General features: G+C 70.5%; 12 protein-coding genes. 4 read left to right on the forward strand and 8 right to left on the reverse strand.

Annotated features, from left to right (window positions below; translation table 11 throughout):
* Window positions 1–54: 54 nt before the first annotated feature.
* From ACIO52_RS10395 to ACIO52_RS10415, 5 genes are all read right to left on the reverse strand, one after another.
* Complete coding sequence (locus ACIO52_RS10395; RefSeq protein WP_402643129.1) at window positions 55–1,983, reverse strand: DUF3558 family protein; 1,929 nt, start codon at window positions 1,981–1,983, stop codon at window positions 55–57.
* On the reverse strand, window positions 1,980–3,839 hold the full coding sequence (locus tag ACIO52_RS10400) for a serine/threonine-protein kinase (RefSeq protein ID WP_316573126.1): 1,860 nt from the start codon (window positions 3,837–3,839) through the stop codon (window positions 1,980–1,982). Before ACIO52_RS10400 ends, ACIO52_RS10395 begins: the two co-directional genes overlap by 4 nt.
* A gap of 16 nt (window positions 3,840–3,855) precedes the next feature.
* Window positions 3,856–4,995: a hypothetical protein gene (locus ACIO52_RS10405; protein WP_402643132.1), complete on the reverse strand. Its 1,140-nt coding sequence runs from the start codon at window positions 4,993–4,995 to the stop codon at window positions 3,856–3,858.
* A 106-nt stretch (window positions 4,996–5,101) separates the two neighbouring features.
* Entirely contained in the window at window positions 5,102–6,982 is a 1,881-nt protein-coding gene (locus ACIO52_RS10410; RefSeq protein WP_402643135.1) for a protein kinase, read from the reverse strand.
* Between the two features lie 203 nt (window positions 6,983–7,185).
* Window positions 7,186–8,130, reverse strand: coding sequence for a DMT family transporter (locus tag ACIO52_RS10415; protein ID WP_402643138.1), 945 nt, complete (start codon window positions 8,128–8,130; stop codon window positions 7,186–7,188).
* A gap of 84 nt (window positions 8,131–8,214) precedes the next feature.
* On the opposite strand from ACIO52_RS10415, the gene ACIO52_RS10420 reads away from it, so the two are divergent.
* The gene (locus tag ACIO52_RS10420; RefSeq protein ID WP_402643141.1) at window positions 8,215–8,742 is read left to right on the forward strand and encodes a hypothetical protein; all 528 of its coding nucleotides are present in this window, start codon (window positions 8,215–8,217) and stop codon (window positions 8,740–8,742) included.
* Here the strand turns inward: ACIO52_RS10420 and ACIO52_RS10425 are convergent, their stop codons facing one another.
* The 3 genes from ACIO52_RS10425 to serS form a co-directional block, all read right to left on the reverse strand.
* Window positions 8,743–10,206 (reverse strand): MFS transporter, encoded by a 1,464-nt coding sequence (locus ACIO52_RS10425; protein WP_402643574.1) that lies wholly within the window; start codon window positions 10,204–10,206, stop codon window positions 8,743–8,745.
* A 100-nt stretch (window positions 10,207–10,306) separates the two neighbouring features.
* Window positions 10,307–12,139, reverse strand: coding sequence for a bifunctional diguanylate cyclase/phosphodiesterase (locus tag ACIO52_RS10430; RefSeq protein WP_308248421.1), 1,833 nt, complete (start codon window positions 12,137–12,139; stop codon window positions 10,307–10,309).
* Between the two features lie 78 nt (window positions 12,140–12,217).
* Window positions 12,218–13,474 (reverse strand): serine--tRNA ligase, encoded by a 1,257-nt coding sequence (gene serS / locus ACIO52_RS10435; protein WP_402643144.1) that lies wholly within the window; start codon window positions 13,472–13,474, stop codon window positions 12,218–12,220.
* Between the two features lie 80 nt (window positions 13,475–13,554).
* Between serS and ACIO52_RS10440 the strand changes: the two genes are divergently transcribed.
* The 3 genes from ACIO52_RS10440 (at window position 13,555) to ACIO52_RS10450 (ending at window position 16,925) form a co-directional block, all read left to right on the forward strand.
* On the forward strand, window positions 13,555–15,252 hold the full coding sequence (locus ACIO52_RS10440; RefSeq protein ID WP_218717460.1) for an aldehyde dehydrogenase family protein: 1,698 nt from the start codon (window positions 13,555–13,557) through the stop codon (window positions 15,250–15,252).
* A 246-nt stretch (window positions 15,253–15,498) separates the two neighbouring features.
* Window positions 15,499–16,572 carry a septum formation family protein gene (locus ACIO52_RS10445; RefSeq protein ID WP_218717459.1) on the forward strand — a complete coding sequence of 358 codons (1,074 nt, stop codon included), beginning with the start codon at window positions 15,499–15,501 and terminating at the stop codon, window positions 16,570–16,572.
* A gap of 14 nt (window positions 16,573–16,586) precedes the next feature.
* Window positions 16,587–16,925 (forward strand): metallopeptidase family protein, encoded by a 339-nt coding sequence (locus tag ACIO52_RS10450; protein ID WP_402643577.1) that lies wholly within the window; start codon window positions 16,587–16,589, stop codon window positions 16,923–16,925.
* The last annotated feature ends 28 nt before the right edge of the window (window positions 16,926–16,953 follow it).

A 16,953-nucleotide genomic window follows, 5' to 3' on the forward strand; every position in this document is an offset into this window, starting at 1 on the left:
CGTGGTGGGTCCCCGGGGTCGAGTATGCCCCGGGGCCGACGCGGGACGGGGATCTCAGCGGTTCGCCAGTTTCTCCGCGGCCGAGCGCAGGATCTCACCGGCGATCGCGCAGTAGTCCTCGCGCATGCCCTCGGCGCCGTGCACCGACACCTCGACCGTCTCCGTCTCGGACTGGGGTATGAGGTAGGCCCTGGTGCATAGGGCCTTCGTGCTGGTGGGCTGGTCGACGTAGAGCCGGAACCCGTCGACGGAGATCGTCACCAGCTCGTTGCCGGAGGTGTACCTGCTCTTGCTGACAAGCTTCACGCTGAGCTGCACGCTGCCGTTCCACTGACAGGTGTGCGCGTCCGCGATCGTCGGCGCAGGCGGCAGTCTGCCGATCTTGGCGGCGACGAGGTCACGATCGAGCAGGGTGCACGGCTCGACCAGCGCCAGGGACGACTCCTGATGCTCCACACGCGGCGCGGACGACAGCGACCGGGCGATATTCGCCGCGATGTAGTCGATGCCGTCGCACCCCTTGACCCCGCTCGGCGGTGAGAGGGTGATGACGATGCCCGCCGGACCCTCCGCACCCGGACTGGCGATGGCCCTGGTGCAGGCGGCCGCACTGCCGTCGATGATCGGCACACCGTCGACGACGTTCTGATTCGGCGTCAGGTACATGTCCTCGGTGCCCAGCTCCAGACTCAGCGAGGTCCGGTTGGAGGTGGCGAAGCACCCCCAGGACGGCGACTGGTCCAGCTTCCAGGTGTCGGCGGCGAGCGGGGCGGGCGCGACCGGGACCGCGTCGCCGATGGCCTCGCCGAGCCAGGCGCACGCATCGGTCTGCCGCAGCTGGGCGAGGGTCAACCCGGTCACCGGCGGCGGTTCGCTCGCCGGTCGGGTGGCCCAATAGGTGAGACCGACGACGACGAGCAGCAGCGCCGCCAGCCCGCCGGCCAGCGCGCGCCGGATCTCCGGCGTGGCCGCGCGCCAGCGGTGCAGGCCGGATCGCGCCACCCGCCTGCCGGTGTCGAGCGCGCGCTGCCCGAACCCGGCGAGGACTTCGGGCAACGGCCGCGCCGGTGGGGCCACCGGCGCGACGACCGGCGGCAACGCGGCGAGCAGGGCGGACACCTGGTCCTGTTGGCGGCCAATGTCGTCGAGCACCGGCGCGGGCCACGGCGCGGGTGCCGAGGGCGGACCACCGAGGTACTCCAGCATCTGGCCCGGCGTCGGCCGGGCCGCCGGATCCTTGCGCAGGCACGCGGCGATCAGTTCGTACAGCGGTTCGGGCACCCCGCTCAGGTCGGGCTCGCGCTGCGCGATGTTGAACAGGATGTAGGGCACCGACGGCGCGGTGAACGGCGCGCGGCCGGAGGCCGCGAAGGCGAGCACCGAGCCGAGGGCGAACATGTCGGCGGCCGGGGTGATCGCCAACCCGAGAGCCTGCTCGGGCGCGAGGTAGTCCGGGGTACCGAGAGCGGTCACGCTGCCGGTCGTCGGCGGTCCGGCGACCGGCGTGATGCCGATCTCGCCGAGCCGACCGCTGTCGCGTGCGAGCAACACCGAGTCGGCCCGGAGCCGCTGATGCACGAGGCCTGCGGCGTGCACGGTCCGCAATGCCGAGGCCAGGGCCGCGGCGAGCGCGCGGACGGCGGGCACCGGCAGCGGGCCGTGTTCGGCGACCGCGCGGTCGAGTCGCACCCCCGGCACGAACACCGAAGCGAGCCACGGCTTGTCGGCATCGGCGTCGACATCGATCACCGTCGTGTTGGCGGCACCCGAGACCCGCATCGCGGCGACCGCGCTGTGCCGCAGCCTGATCCGGAACTCGGGCTCGTCGAGCAGTTCGGCCTCGGCCTGCCGCACGACGACGAGGGAATCGTCGGGACCGGCCGCGAGCAGCGAGCGGAAACCCACTTCCGCATCGAGCGCGCCGATGACGCGGTAGCGGCCGATGGTGTCCGGTTCGCCGGGACCGCGGGGGTGAATCGTCATGAGGTGGGCAACTTCGTGAGTACGGGTGCGAACAGGGTGGCCGCGGCGTCGCACGGGCTCAACGCTTGCGGCTTGTACGCGGAGTACATGATGCGCACCTGCTCCGCCTGATCGTCCCGGCTCGGCCTGGTCATGAAGGCCAGCTCGCAGAAATTGACGTTCTCCGTGCGAACGTTCACCGTGCGCCCCTCGATCGTCCTGGTGGGCCGGACCTTGCCACCGACCACGTGATCCGGTCGCAGGCGATCGTCGAGGTCGAGCGCGACATACCCTTCCCGCCCATCGGCCACGCAGCCGTGCACGGTACGGCTGCGGGCCGGATCACCGGTCACCGAGCTGAGGGCGGGAGAATCCAGCAGCGCGCAGGGATCCAGCCGCAGCACCGAGTCCGCGGGCAGCGCGCGCAGCGGTGGGTTGACCGCCAGCCGGCGCACCACCGCGCCGAGTCCGCGCTCGACCGCCGGACAGGTGTCGCCGCCCTCGAAGGTCTGCGCGCTCAATGTCAGCGCCATCGGCAACCCGCTCTGCGCCACGACCGAGCGGTCGCAATTGCGGGCTTCCTTGTTCCGGCCCAGCACCGGCATCCAGTTGATGGTGCTGCCCATCGCGGTCCTGCCGCCCTTGACCTGTTCGACCGGGGTGCCGTTCTCGAGCGTGAATTGCACCTTGCGCCCGGACTGATCTCGATAGGAGATGCTGCACGAGTGCACCCCGTTCGGCGCGACTTCACCTGTCGCCGTGCCGAGTTCACCGAGCACCGACGGCATCACCAGCGCGCAGAGATCGAGCCCGCGGCTCTCGTCGACGGTCAGCGCGAGCGGCGGGTCGTCCATCGCCACCGCGTTGCCCTCCACACCGATGCCCCAGAGGGCGGTAGCGCTCAGTACCAGCGCCGAGACCACCCCGGCGGCCACGACGATGCGCGACCATGCTCGCTTCGGCCGCTCGGCGGGCTCCGGCGCGACCCTGGCCGTGCCGTCGGCCCAGCTCGCCGCCTCGGCCTGGTATTCCGCGATCCGTCGGCGAATCCGGACCGGCCAGACGGGCTCGGCCTCGATCCGGCTCGCCGCGTCGAGCACCTGCTCCGGCGTGGGGCGCTGCGCCGGGTCCTTCGCCAGGCACGCGTCGACCAGCGCGCGGATCGGCTGCGGGATGCTGGTGGTGTCCGGCGAGCCGTAGAGCACGTTGTAGAGCACCTGCGGCGTCGACGCGGCGTCGAACGGGCCGACGCCGGTGGCCGCCATCGCCAGCACGGCACCTAGCGCGAACACGTCCGACGCCGCGGTGAGCGTGCGACACTCGGCTTGCTCCGGCGACATATAGGCGGGCGAGCCGAGCACCGCGCCGGTCGCGGTGAGCGTGACGTCGTCCTCCAGCGCCCTGGCGATGCCGAAGTCGATCACCCGTGGGCCGTCGTTGGTCAGCAGGATGTTGCTCGGCTTGAGGTCACGGTGCACCAGGCCGGTGCGGTGGATCTCGAGCAGCGCCATCGCCAGGCCCGTCGCCAGCAATTTCAGCCCGCTCACCGTCAGGCGGCCGTACTCGCCGACCATCTCCTGCAGGGACGGACCCGCAATGTATTCCGATGCCAACCAGGGTGTTTCGGACTCGGCGTCGTGGTCGACGACGCCGGCCGTGTAGGCGCCGGTGACCTGCTGGGAGGCGAGCACCTCCCGGCGGAATCTGGCCCGGAACTCGGGGCTGCCGGTGAACTGCCGGTGGATCCGCTTCACGGCGACCAGTCGGCCGTCGGGACTCTGTCCCAGCAGCACCTGGCCCATCCCGCCGTTGCCGATCACCGCCAGCAGACGGTTGCGGCCCAGTTGGCCCGGATCGTGTGGACCCAGCGGTTTCATCGCCTCGCCTCCCGTCTCACCGGGATCCGCTCAGCAACGCGTACTGCGCGACCGCGAGTTGCCGGACATCGGTTTCCTGATTGCTGTACACGCGCACCACGAATTCGTCGCGCCGCACCAGACACGCGAAGCGGCGGGCGGCGCTCACCTCGGTATTCGGCCGCGACGCGCGATAGCACGAGACACCATCGGGCCCGGGGACCTCCGACATGGCCGTGAAATCCGCCGACAGCAGCAGTCTCTCCTCGGCCTCGGCGTAGGTCCGCGCGGTCTGCTCGTCGCTCGCGCGATGCAGGAACTTGTTGTACGACACCGCGACCGCGTCGATCTTGCTCTGCTCGAACTCCCGCAGCCGAGCCGACGGCTTGTCCAGCAGCAGCGCATAGGTCCGCGGGCCGTAGACGAGGAAATCCCAGCGATCCGGCCAGTATTCGCCGGTCTTCACGACCCGGGTGAGCAGATGCTCGCTGTCGAGTTTCAACGCCGCCAGGTCGGCGGCCGGTGTCGGGACGAAGGTGTCGAGCTCGGCCAGCTGGGCCCGATAGGTGCGGGTGAGCAGATCGGTCAGCACTTCCGGACGCGGGTCGACGACCTTCGCGTAGAGCCGGATCACCAGGTTCTTCCACACCAGCCAGCTACCGACCGTGGGCACACCCGGCCGCCAATGACTCAGCGCCGCCGGATAATCGGGCAGCGGCAACGGCGCGTTCTCGGTGTTGGCGCCGAAGTCCGCCGCCGCCATCGCCTGCGCCGCGGCACCGGCCTGCTCGGCATCGGGCAACGACAGGATCGTGATCGAGAGCAGCTTGTGCTGCTGTTCGTTGTCGGAGCGGCCGTTGCTGCCGATCGCCCCGAAACCGGCCTGGACATCGAAGGGTTGCAGGGCCGTTTGCTGCACGCCCGAGAGCAGCTCGTCGACGCCGCGCACCCCGACGACCACACCGCCGCCGTCACCCTCGACCAGGTCCGGGTCGACCCGGTCGGCGAACAGCAGCCGCTCCCCGATGCGCACCGACTCCACCAGCGATCCACGCACGCGACTCGGCGCGTTGTCGAAGTCGCCCGGAATCGGTTCCAGCGCGTAGCCACCGTGATCCAGTGCCGCCGACTCGTCACCACAGGCCGCGATGAGCAGCGTGAGCGACAGCAACGCCACGACACAACGCGACCGGTACCGCACGAATGTTCCCCTCCGACCGGCGAACTGCCCGCCGACCCCTCCCGAACTCTGCCGTGAAACTATCACCCGGGTATCCGCGCCGCTACTGCGCGGGCAACCGGCTGACCGCCTGCTTCACCAGCGGATCGGCGATCTCACACAGCTGCGCCGTCCGCTGCCGTTGGTCAGCGACCACCACCTCGACGATCTCGACGAAGGTCTGGCCCACCTTGCGGTAGCGGTAGCTGCGGCGGCATTCGGACGCGACAGCGGAGAATTCGTCGGATTTATCGACCTGCACACCGTCGCCGATGTCGATGGTCTCCTGCACCGCCGACGTCTGCCGCTGGCGTTGCTGGGACAGGGCGATCCGCACGGTGGTCGCGCCCGGCCATTCGCAGCTGTGCGCGGATTTCGCGACGCCGCTGCCCAGGCTCGCGAACGCCGAACTGTCCACCAGCGCACAGGGATCGACCGAGGTCAACGATCGCTGGGCGGTGGGGTCGGTGGGTCGTTCGCCCAGTGTGGCCGTCAGCCGGTCGACGACATGGTCGGCGAGACCGCAGTCGTCGCGGGTGAAGGCGTCGACCGTGATGCCCCAGCGCTGCCCCTCGGCTCCGCCCTCGATCGCAAACGCGCAGTCCTCGCCCTTGCGGGCCAGCGCGTACCCGTTGACCACCCGCGCGTCGGGCGCGAATCCAGCTGTCGCGGCGCCGATTTCCACCGCGATGCGCGCCGCTCCGGACGTGCCGTCGCAGCCCCAGCTCGACGTCGGCTGCCAGCGCCACGACGACACCTCCGTCGACGCCTTCACAGCCGCGGCCGCGGGCAAGGTCGGGCCGAGTGCTTGCTGCAACCACCCGCAGGTGTCGACGCCGCGGAGTTGGTCGATGCCGGGCAGCGTCGCCGTCGGCAGCGCTGACGGAGGCGCGGATTCGCCACCGCGCAGGACGACCGCGGTGAGCCCGGCGACGAGCACCGCCGCGCCGGCCACCGCGAGGCCCACTCGGAGCGCGGTGCGCCGTCGCCGCGGCGGCGGCGCGATGGCAGGCGCCTGGGGGACCGACAGGTGCGCCGGAAGAATCTGTGTCGCTTCGGGATCGGAGGTGAGTGCGACCAGATCGCGGGTCTGCTCGGCGATCGCGGTGTGGATCGGCGCGGGCCAGGGCCGCGACTGCACCGGCAGGGCCCCGAGGTAGTCCAGGATCTGCGCCGGCGTCGGCCTGGCGTGCGGGTCCTTGCGCAGGCAACCGGCGATCAGCTCGCGCAGCGAGGCGGGGACCTGGTCGAGCTGTGGCTCGCTGTGGACGATGTTGAACAGGGTGTACGGGGCCGACGTCGCGGCGAAGGGGCTCTGGCCGGTGGCGGCCATGCACAGCAGGGAGCCGAGGGAGAACACGTCGCAGGCGGAGGTGATCGGCGCGCTCATGGCCTGTTCCGGTGACATGTACGCGGGTGAGCCGACCACCGCGCCGACCTCGGTGAGCTGGCCGGAACCCACCGCCTGGGCGATGCCGAAGTCGATCACCCTCGGCCCATCGGCGGCGAGGATCACGTTGGCGGGCTTGAGATCACGATGCACCAGGCCGGTGGCGTGAATGGAGTGCAGCGCCGAGGCGAGGCCGGAGGCGAGGGTGCGCAGGGCCGGGTCGGGCAGTGGGCCGTTGTCGCGGACGGCGCGGTCCAGCGGAACTCCGGCGATGAAGACCGAGGCCAGCCACGGGGATTCGGCACCGGTGTCGAAGTCGACGACGGCCGCGGTGAAGGCGCCGGAGACGCGGGCGGAGATGGCGACCTCGCGTTCGAAGCGGGCCCGGAACTCGCGGTCGTCGAGCAGGTGCGCGTGGATCTGCTTGATCGCGACGAAGCGCCCGTCCGGTCCCGTGGCCAGCAGGACCCGCCCCATGCCGCCCGCACCGAGCACACCGCGAATCCGATACCGGCCGATCATCGATTGCTCGCCCGGCGCCAACGGCTCGATCACTTCGGCACTCCCCCATTTCACTCCCGCCACGGCGGGGCGAGCCCACCTCGATCAGGCGGCCCGGTTCGTTCGCGAGCAACCTAACACCCGCGCCGATCGGGCGGCCCGTCGTGACGGCGGGACCGGTGCCGACGACGACGCGGGCGCAGGTCGACGTCGAGTCTGGGCCGAGGCACGACCGGCGGCCCGCGCCTGCCTGCGCGTCAGCGATCGGCCGGGGCCTGGGCGCGGCTGGCTACGAGGACGGCGGCGAGGACGACGAGGCAGCCGAGAACGGCTGCGGTGGACAGTCTTCCGTCGATGGCGTCGAGGACGAGCGCGGCGATGAGCTGGCCCGCGACGGAGGTCAGGCCGAGCAGCAGGACGCCGATCAGGCCGACGGTGTAGGCGGCCAGGGCGATGAAGGCCACGCCGATCAGGCCGCCGAGATACAACCAGGGGGCCGTGGGGAATCGCTCCGGCAGACCGGTCGTGATCACGGTGAACACGTCGAACAGACACAGGGCCACCAGGCCGACGGCGAAGTTCACCAGGGTCGCCGAGAACGGGCCACCCACGGCGCCGACCCGGCCGTTCACGGCCTGCTGCCAGGCCAGGCCGATTCCCGCGAGCGCGGGTATCGCGATGAGCAGCATCGGGATGTCGGGGAGGCCGGTCACCGCGGTCGCGGACGCGGAATGACCGCCCGCGCCGAGGAGGACGCCGCCGATGCCGAGGATCGCGCCGACTACCCGCCACGGGGTGATCGGGGTGCGGCCTGCGGGGGCGAGGCCGAGCCGGTCGACCACGAGGCTGCTGAGCAGCTGGCCCGCGACCACCGCGACGGTGAACGCGGTGACGCCGATCGCGGCGATCGTGAGTCCCTGACCGGCGACGAAGAACGCTCCACACAACCCGCCGAGCAGCTGCCACGGCCGTAACTCCCCGGCGGACACGGCGGTTCGCACCCGCGCCGGGCCCGCGCGCAAGTGGGGACTGACCGCGAGCGCGATCAGGAGGGCGACGAGACCGGTCGCGAAGCTGATGGTGGCGGCCGCGACACCGTCGCCCAGCTCGGCGCCGAGTGCGCCGTTGATCCGGCCCTGCACGGCGACACCGGCGCCGATGCAGAATCCGAAGACCAATCCGAGTCCGTCGCGCCCGACCACCGTGTCCTTTCGCCAGCTCCGCCGTAGTCTTCGACAGTAGACCCGGCCCGGAGCCGTCGTCCGGAATCGTCAGGGGTGGCAACGATGTCAGAGGTCGCGGTGGTGTCACATCCGGTGATCGAGGTGGTGCTGCGACGACACCGGGCGGCGCTCGGCGCGGACGAGACGACCTATCGCCATCATGTCTATCGCTGCGCCAACTATCACTGCGCGCTGCTCGGCGGCGTCCTGCCCGACGCGGCGGCCCTCGCCTGGGCGGTGCACGACCTCGGGATCTGGACTGCGGGCACGTTCGACTATCTCGCGCCGTCGGCGGCGCTCGTCGACGGTTTCGCCGCCGAGCTCGGGATCGCGGAACCCGACCTGGCGCGCACGATGGTGCTCGACCATCACGGGGTGCGGCCGCGCACCGACCCACTGGTGGAGACGTTCCGGATCGCCGATCGGGTCGATGTCAGCCACGGTCTGCTGCGGGGCGGGCTCGACGCGGCGTTCGTCCGCGCGGTGGTCGAGCGATACCCCTACCGCGGGTTCCACGGGTTTCTGGTGCGCAGCGCGTTGCGGCACGGCGTGCGGCATCCGGCGCGACCGCTGCCGATGCTGCGGTGGTGACTAGTCCTCGGCGCGCGGCGGCAACCAGCTCGGGGTGAGCAGGGCGGTCACCAGCAGCACCGTGCCGAGCAGGGCGATCGTGGCCGACATCGACAGCCACTGGGTGGCGGCCGCGACGAAGCCGAACACCAACAGCGCCACGATCTCCGAGAGCAGCCCGGAAAACGACAGTACAGTCGCGCGAGCCGGGCCGGCGATGGCCGCCTGCAACCGCGCCCCCGCCACCACCTCGATGGCGAAGTCCACTCCATAGGCGACACCGATCCCGACGAACCCCGCCCACAACAGCACCGGCCCCACCGTGAGCGCGGCACCCACCGCCAGCGATCCCGCGATGAAGAGCAGGCCCGCGACGAACAGCGCCACGGCGAGCCAGCGCGCCGGGACCAGCTCGGTCCGGCCGGCCAGCAATGATCCGGCGAGCGACCCCACCACCGTCACGCCGACCAGCAGCGCGGACGCACTGGTCGACGCGCCGCCGGACACGGCGAGCAGACCGAAGTATTCGTCGAAGGCGGTGACGCCGTACAGCAGGGCGCCCAGCAGCACACCTCGCCGGACCCGGCGAACCCGGAACGCCTCGGCGGTGCCGGTGCGCAGCATGGTCAGGTACCGCGCGGGGGCCTTATCCGGAACCGTGGTGTCCGGGAGGGGGTCGTCCGGCGCGACCCGGTGGTCGGCGGGACCGTCGGTCTCGGTGCGGGCCGCCGAGTCCTCGGTGCGGGGCGGCGCATCCTCGGTGCGGGCCACCGCTTTACCGATGCGAACCGCTTCCCCGGGGGAGGCCGAGCGTGGGTGTGCGGGGGCCGCACCCGGGACCTGGTGCGGGCCGGGGGCCGGGGGTTCGTCGTCGAGGTCGTCGACGGCGGCCGCGGAGATGGCGACCGGCGCGCTCGGCAATGCCACCGCGGTCAGGGTGTGCAGCAAGGCGATGGCCACGCTGACCCAGCCGACCAGGGGATAGCCACCGAGCGCGAAGAGCGGGGCGGCCACCAGGATCGCCACCAGCACCGTGGTCTCCTGGGCGCCACGCGCCCAGCCGATGATCGAGGCATAGGCCGACGGTTCGCCGCGGGCGACGAGATCGTCGTAGATCAGCGCCTCGAACGTGCCCGATTCCAGCGACGACGCGACGCCCCAGATCACGAATCCCAGTGCGAAACCGAGAAACGACGGGGCCAGCATCCACAGCGCGAAACAGGCCGCCTGCAGCAGACAGCTCAGGACCAGCAGCGCCCGGCGCGAGACGGTGTCGGCCCACGCGCCCGACGGCACCTCCAGCACGAACGCGGTGACCGACCAGAGGGCGAGCAACAGCGAGATCTGCGCGGTGCTCAGGCCGTGATCGGCGAACAGCACACCGTAGAGCGCATAGATCGGCAGCAGATCGCGCGTGCCCTTGAACAGGACCGCCCGAACCGCGACACCACGCACGCCGACCGGCTCACTGGTCAAACGCGCCACCACCGCCGCGACGCGCCGGTAGAGCTCCGAAGATCAACAGCGGTAGATGAGCATTCGCATGCGTCCATGGTTCGCCGCGCGCGGGCGAGGCGTCAAGCGATTAACCGAGGGGAATCCAGCCGCTCGCCGAGAGCGAATCGTCGTCGTCGGTGCTGCCGGGCCGCCCCTGACCGTCGTTGAGGTCGTTGATCAGTTCCGAGACCGGATGCGAGTCGCTGTAGTGGTAGCCCTGGGCCAGCGCGAAGCCGAGCTCGGTGAGCACCGCCGCCTGGTATTCGGTCTCCACGCCCTCGGCGATGACCTGCAGATCCAGCGACTTGCTGAGCGCGGCGATCACGCCGAGCAGGGGCGGTGCCGGGGAATCGGAGCGGATCGCGGCGACGAAGGACTGGTCGACCTTGAGGATGTCGCTGGGGATGGTGGCCAGGCGGCTCAGCGAGGAGTACCCGGTGCCGAAGTCGTCGATGGCGATGCGCACGCCACGGTCGCGCAGGGTGTGCAGATTGGTGATCGCGGTCTGCGATTCGGCGGCCAGCTCGCTCTCGGTGACCTCGAGGACCAGCTGGTCGGCGGGCCAGCCGGTGTCGTTGAGGATGGTCGCGACCCGCTCGGCGTAATCGGGTTCGGCCAGTTCCAGACCGGAGACGTTGACGTTGAGCGTCAGATCCAGCGAGGCGAAGCTCTCCTGCAGGCGGGCGGCGTCGGCGCAGGCGCGGCGCAGCACCAGCTCGTCCAGGTCCGAGATGAGGTCGTATTCCTCGGCCACCCGGATCAGTCCCTCGGTGGTGACCTCCGGCTGGGCGTTGGACGACCAGCGCAGCAGCGCCTCGACGCCGACGGCCTGGCCGCCGTCCTCGGACAGGCTCACGATCGGCTGGTAGTGCACGTCGAGCGCGCCGCGGTCGATCGCCTCGCGCAGCTCCACCGCCAGCGGCAGCTGCCGCGACGACTCGAGCACCGTGCGATTGCGCCCGGCCTGCTTGGCCCGGTACAGGCCGACGTCGGCGCGGCTGATCAGCAGCGAACCGGACTCGCCCGGCTGCCAGGAGGTGACACCGGCCGAACAGCCCATGGTCACCGCGGCGCGCAGCTTCTCGGTGAGCAGGATCGCGGCCTGCTCGGTGGTGCCGGGCAGCAGCAGCGCAAAGACGTCACCGCCGAAGCGGGCCAGCACCTGATCGGGGGCGAGCAAGTCGAGCCAGGTGTCGGCGACCCGCTGCAGCACCGCGTCCCCGGCGCGGTGGCCGAGGTGATCGTTGATCTTCTGGAAGCGGTCCAGGTCGACCAGGACCAGGGCCAGGCCCTGACCGCCGCGACCCGCCGCATCGATGGCGGGGTTGAGCTGCTTCTCGAAACCACGCCGGTTCAGCAGGCCGGTGAGCACATCGATATCGGCGTCGGAGGCCATCCTGGTCAGAATGCCGACGACGACGCCCGCGCCGAAGGTGACACCGGCCGGGATCATGCCCGACCACCACGGCAGCCCACGGTCGGGCAGCACCCACAGGCACAGCGCCATCGCGAAGCCGATGTGCGCGGCGGCCTGCGGCCACGCGAAGAACAGCGCGGCGTCGCAGGCGACGAAGACGTAGAACGAGGCCAGCGTGATGCCGCCGACCAGGTTCGGGAAGGAGTGCACCGCGATCGTCACCAGGACGGTCGCGGTGGCCAGGTAGAGGTGGTGCAGGGAATGCGGCATCCGCGGACCCCACGCCAGCAATGTCAGACCGAGCACCAGCGCGACCGCCGCCGCCGTCCCGACCAGCAGCCGACTACCGTCGTCACCCGGTGCGATGGCAGTGATCGTCAGGCCGAGGACACCACCGAGGACGTAGAACGCCCCCGTTGTCCTGGCCATGACCTTTGCCGTCGCCAACGCCGATGCCGCCCGCACCCGGGTTCGGGTATCGCCGCGCGCCCCGATTCCTCGCACGTGCACCAGCCTAGATGTTGTTCGGTCAGGGCGTTTGCCACATCCACCAAATGGGACTTCAGCAAACAGTGAAGGACTCTACGGTTCGAGCACTTCGGTGCCGACGAAGGGCACCAGCGCCGCGGGCACCCGCACCGAACCGTCGGCCTGCTGGTGGTTCTCCAGGATCGCCACGATCCACCGCGTGGTCGCCAGCGTGCCGTTCAGCGTGGCCGCGACCTGCGCTTTTCCGTTCTCGTCGCGGTAGCGGACCGAGAGCCTGCGGGCCTGGAAGGTGGTGCAGTTCGAGGTCGAGGTGAGCTCGCGGTAGGTCTGCTGGGTGGGCACCCAGGCCTCGCAGTCGAACTTGCGCGCCGCCGAGCTGCCCAGGTCGCCCGCGGCCACATCGATGACCCGGTAGGGCACATCGATCGCGGCCAGCATCTCGCGCTCCCACGCGAGCAGCCGCTGATGCTCGGCATCGGCCTGCTCGGGGGTGGTGTAGACGAACATCTCCACCTTGTCGAACTGGTGCACGCGGATGATGCCCCGGGTGTCCTTGCCGTAGCTGCCCGCCTCGCGGCGGAAACACGACGACCAGCCCGCGTAGCGCTTCGGGCCCTCGCTCAGGTCCAGGATCTCCTCGGCGTGGTAGCCGGCCAGCGGCACCTCCGAGGTGCCGACGAGGTACAGATCGTCGTCGGCCAGGTGGTAGACCTCCGCCGAATGCTGACCGAGGAAGCCGGTACCGGCCATGATCTCGGGGCGCACCAGCACCGGCGGGATCATCATGGTGAAGCCGTTGGCGACGGCCTTCTGCGCGGCCAGCTGCAGCAGACCCAGCTGCAACAGCGCGCCGGCGCCGGTGAGGAAGTAGAACCGCGAGCCCGACACCTTGGCGCCGCGCTCCATGTCGATCAGGCCGAGCGACTCGCCGAGCTCCAGGTGATCCTTCGGCTCGAAGTCGAACTCCGGTGGGGTACCGACGGTTTCGAGAACGATGTAGTCGTCCTCGCCGCCCGCGGGCGCGCCGTCCTGCACCACGTTGGAGATGGCGCGGTGCGCGGCGTCGAGGTCGGCGTCGGCCGCGTTCTGGGCGACCTCGGCTTCCTTGACCTTGGCGGACATGTCGGTCGCGGCGGCCAGCAGCGCGGGGCGCTCGTCCTTGCTCGCCTTGCCGATGACCTTGCCCATCGCCTTGTGCTCGGCCCGCAGGGTGTCGGCGGTGGCCACGGCGGCCCGGCGCGCGGCGTCGGCTTCGAGCAGGGCGTCGACGAGTGCGGGGTCCTCACCGCGGGCCCGCTGCGAGGCTCGGACGGCTTCCGGGTTCTCGCGCAGGAATCGGAGGTCGATCATGAGAAAACAGCCTAGTAGTTTACTCAACTCTTTATCCCGCGGCCTATGCCTTCCGGGCCGAACAGGAGCATAGTTGCGGTGTGAGTACTACTTTCGACACCGCCGTCATCGATAACGCGCTCGCTGATCTCACGCAGGGGGAAAAGACCTGGGCCGCGACCGACCTGCGCCGTCGCCGCGAGCTGCTCGAGGAACTCCATACGCGCACCGCCGCCAACGCCGAGGCCTGGGTCGCGGCGGCCCGCACCATCAAGCAGCTGGCCGCCGACAGCCCGCTCGTCGGCGAGGAGTGGATGTCGGGACCGATGACGATGCTGGCGGGCGCGCAAGCGCTGGCCGAAACGGTCGGCGCGCTCGAGCGTGGCGTGAGCCCGCTCGCCGGTGTCGAGCTCGGCACCGCCCCCGGCGGACGGGTCTCGGTGCCCGCGCTGCCGCACGGTGTCTACGACAAACTGCTGCTCAGCGGCTTCAGCGCCGATGTCTGGCTACGCCCCGGAGTCGACGCGGCCACCGCACGGCGCAAGGCCGGGCTGGCCCAGCTCGACCCGGCCGCGACCGGCGGTGTCGGCGCGGTGCTCGGCGCGGGCAACATCATGTCGATCGCGCCGCTGGACACCCTCTACGAGCTCTACGCCAACAACCGGGTGGTCGCGCTCAAGCTCAACCCGATCACCGATCCGCTGCTGCCGGTGTTCCAGGCGATCTTCGCGCCGTTCATCGAGCTCGGTGTGGTCCGCATCCTCACCGGTGGCGCGCCCGAGGGCGGCTACCTGGTGACCCATCCGCAGGTCGCGCACGTGCACATGACCGGCGGCGCGCCCACGCACGACGCGATCGTGTGGGGCCCCGGCGAGGCGGGCATCGAGCGCAAGAAGACCGGTGCCCCCGCGCTGGACAAGCCGATCACCAGCGAACTCGGCGGGGTCGCGCCGTGCATCGTCGTGCCGGGCGACTGGTCGGCCGCCGACCTGAAGTTCCAGGCCGAGCACGTGGCGACCCAGCGGCTGCACAACGGCGGCTACAACTGCGTCGCCGCCCAGACCGTGGTCCTCAGCGCCGACTGGCCGCTCAAGGACGCCTTCCTCACCGAACTGCGCACGGCGATCGACAACGCGCCCGCCCGGCCCGCGTACTACCCGGGCAGCGACGGCCGGGTCGAGGGCGCGCTGTCGGCGTACCCCGGTTCGGAGCGGGCCAACGGCCGCGTGCTGGTCGAGAACCTGCCCGCGAGCGACACCCCGCTGCTGCGCACCGAGTACTTCTCCCCCGTCCTCGGGGTGGTCGAGTTGCCCGGCAGCGGCACCGAATTCCTCCGCAACGCGGTCGATTTCGCCAACGACGAGCTGATGGGCACCCTCGGCGCCAACATCATCGCGCACCCGGCATCGATCAAGGAGCTCGGCGGCGCGCTCGACACCGCGATCGAGGATCTGCGCTACGGCACCGTCGCGCTCAACGCCTGGACCGGCCTGGCCTTCCTCACCCCGCGCGCGAGCTGGGGCGCGTTCCCCGGCCACACCCTCGACGACATCCAGAGCGGCATCGGCGTCGTACACAACGCCTTCCTGCTCGACGATGTGGAGCGCACCGTGGTCCGCGGCCCGTTCCGGCCCGCGCCGCGCGCGCTGCTGCACGGCGAATTCACCCTGAGCCCCAAGCCGCCGTGGTTCGTCAGCAACAAGACCGGCACCGGCACCGGTCGCAAGCTCACCGATTTCTACGGCGACGGCAAGAAGACCCGCCTGCCCGGCATCTTCGCCTCCGCCCTGCGCGGCTGAGTTCTTGGAGCGCTGGCGCGCTCGAGGTCGCGGCCCTTGGGTCCCGCCGGTCAGGCACCGTTGCTTGCTCCTTCGTCGCCTACGCAACGGCGCCTGACCGGCGGGACGGCCGCGACGGCCGCTGCGCGGCTTGCCCCTCCTCGAGGTCGGGCGAGCAGGGCGAGGCGTGGACGGAAGTGCGGTGGCATGAGGTCGCGCGTGCGGGTGTCGTGGCATGGACCGAACCTCGCTGCCATGATGGATCCGATGTCTGATGAGCAGAGGGAACCAGCCGAGGGATCCGCGTCGCGTGGCCGCGTCCCCAGTTCGCTGCATCTGTCGGCGACCAAACTGCGGTGGGGGCTGCTGATCGGCGCCCTCGGCGCGGTGATCGCGGCGATGGTCACCATGCTGGTCACCGGCTTCGAGAACGACAAGGGGCTCGAGGCGCACCAGCCCGGCTCCGAGCCCGTGGTCCGGGACAAGGAATTCAGCAGCGCGAGCGTGGGCGACTGCCTGAGCTGGACCAAGTCCGATCGCAGCGACCTGGTGAAGGTCAACTGCGAGGACAAGCACCTGTTCGAGGTCGCCGGGGTGATCGACCTCGCCGCCTACCCCGGCCGGGAGTTCGCCGGCGGCACCAGGCACCCCGATTCGCTGCGGATGACCGAGCTCAGGGACGAGCACTGCGTCCCCGCGGTGCAGCGGTATCTGGGCGGGCGCTTCGATCCGCGCGGCCGGTACATGGTCAACGTGATGTCGCCGAGCCCGGCGGGCTGGCAGCACGGCGACCGCACCCTGCGCTGTGGCCTGCAGGTCGCCGCGACCTCGGCCAGCCCGGCCGCGACCGGCTCGGTCGCCGGCCAGGATCAGTCCAAGGTGCACGCCACCGGCACCTGCCTCGGCATCAACCAGAACCTGCCGACCGATCCGGTCGACTGCGCCCAGCCGCATTCGGTCGAGATCGTCGGCACCGTCGACCTGGCGAGCAACTTCACCGGTGGTCCCCCGTCGGAGGCAGATCAGGACAAGTACGTGGAGTCCGAATGCAACCGCCTCTCCACCGACTATCTGGGCAGCCCCGACGCCATCCGGAACAAGACGCTGACCCTGTTCTTCGATTATCTGGAACCGACCAGTTGGCTCGCGGGCAGTCACAAATTGGATTGCTGGCTCGGAAAGGGCGCCGACCGTGAGGGATTCGCGGCGATCGTCGGGTCGGCGCGCGGCGAGATCCTGATCGACGGTCAAGCCCCGGTGCCGCCGCCGAACACCGGGCGCTCCACGCCTGCCCCGCTGCCCGGCGCCGCGCCGCTGCCCCCGCAGCCACAACCACGGTGACCGTGTCGGAACGGATGTCGCCGGAGCGGTTCGAGGAGCTGGTGAGCGACGCGCTCGACCTGATCCCGCCCGAGCTGGCCGAGGCGATCGACAATGTCGTGGTGCTGGTCGAGGCCAGAAACGACGAGGAACCCTCGCTGCTCGGGCTGTATCACGGCATCGCGCTCACCGACCGCGACAGCTACTACGCGGGTTCGCTGCCGGATACCGTGACCATCTATCGAGAGGCTATTCTCGACATCTGCACTACCGCCGACGAGGTGGTCGAGGAAGTAGCGATCACCGTGATCCATGAAATAGCACACTATTTCGGGATTGACGACGACCGGTTGCATGAGCTGGGATGGGGCTAGCGAAACTGGGTGGGGAATCGATGGAACC

Origin of the sequence: Nocardia sp. NPDC087230 (genome assembly GCF_044744725.1) — a bacterium.
GTDB classification, from domain to species: domain Bacteria; phylum Actinomycetota; class Actinomycetes; order Mycobacteriales; family Mycobacteriaceae; genus Nocardia; species Nocardia canadensis.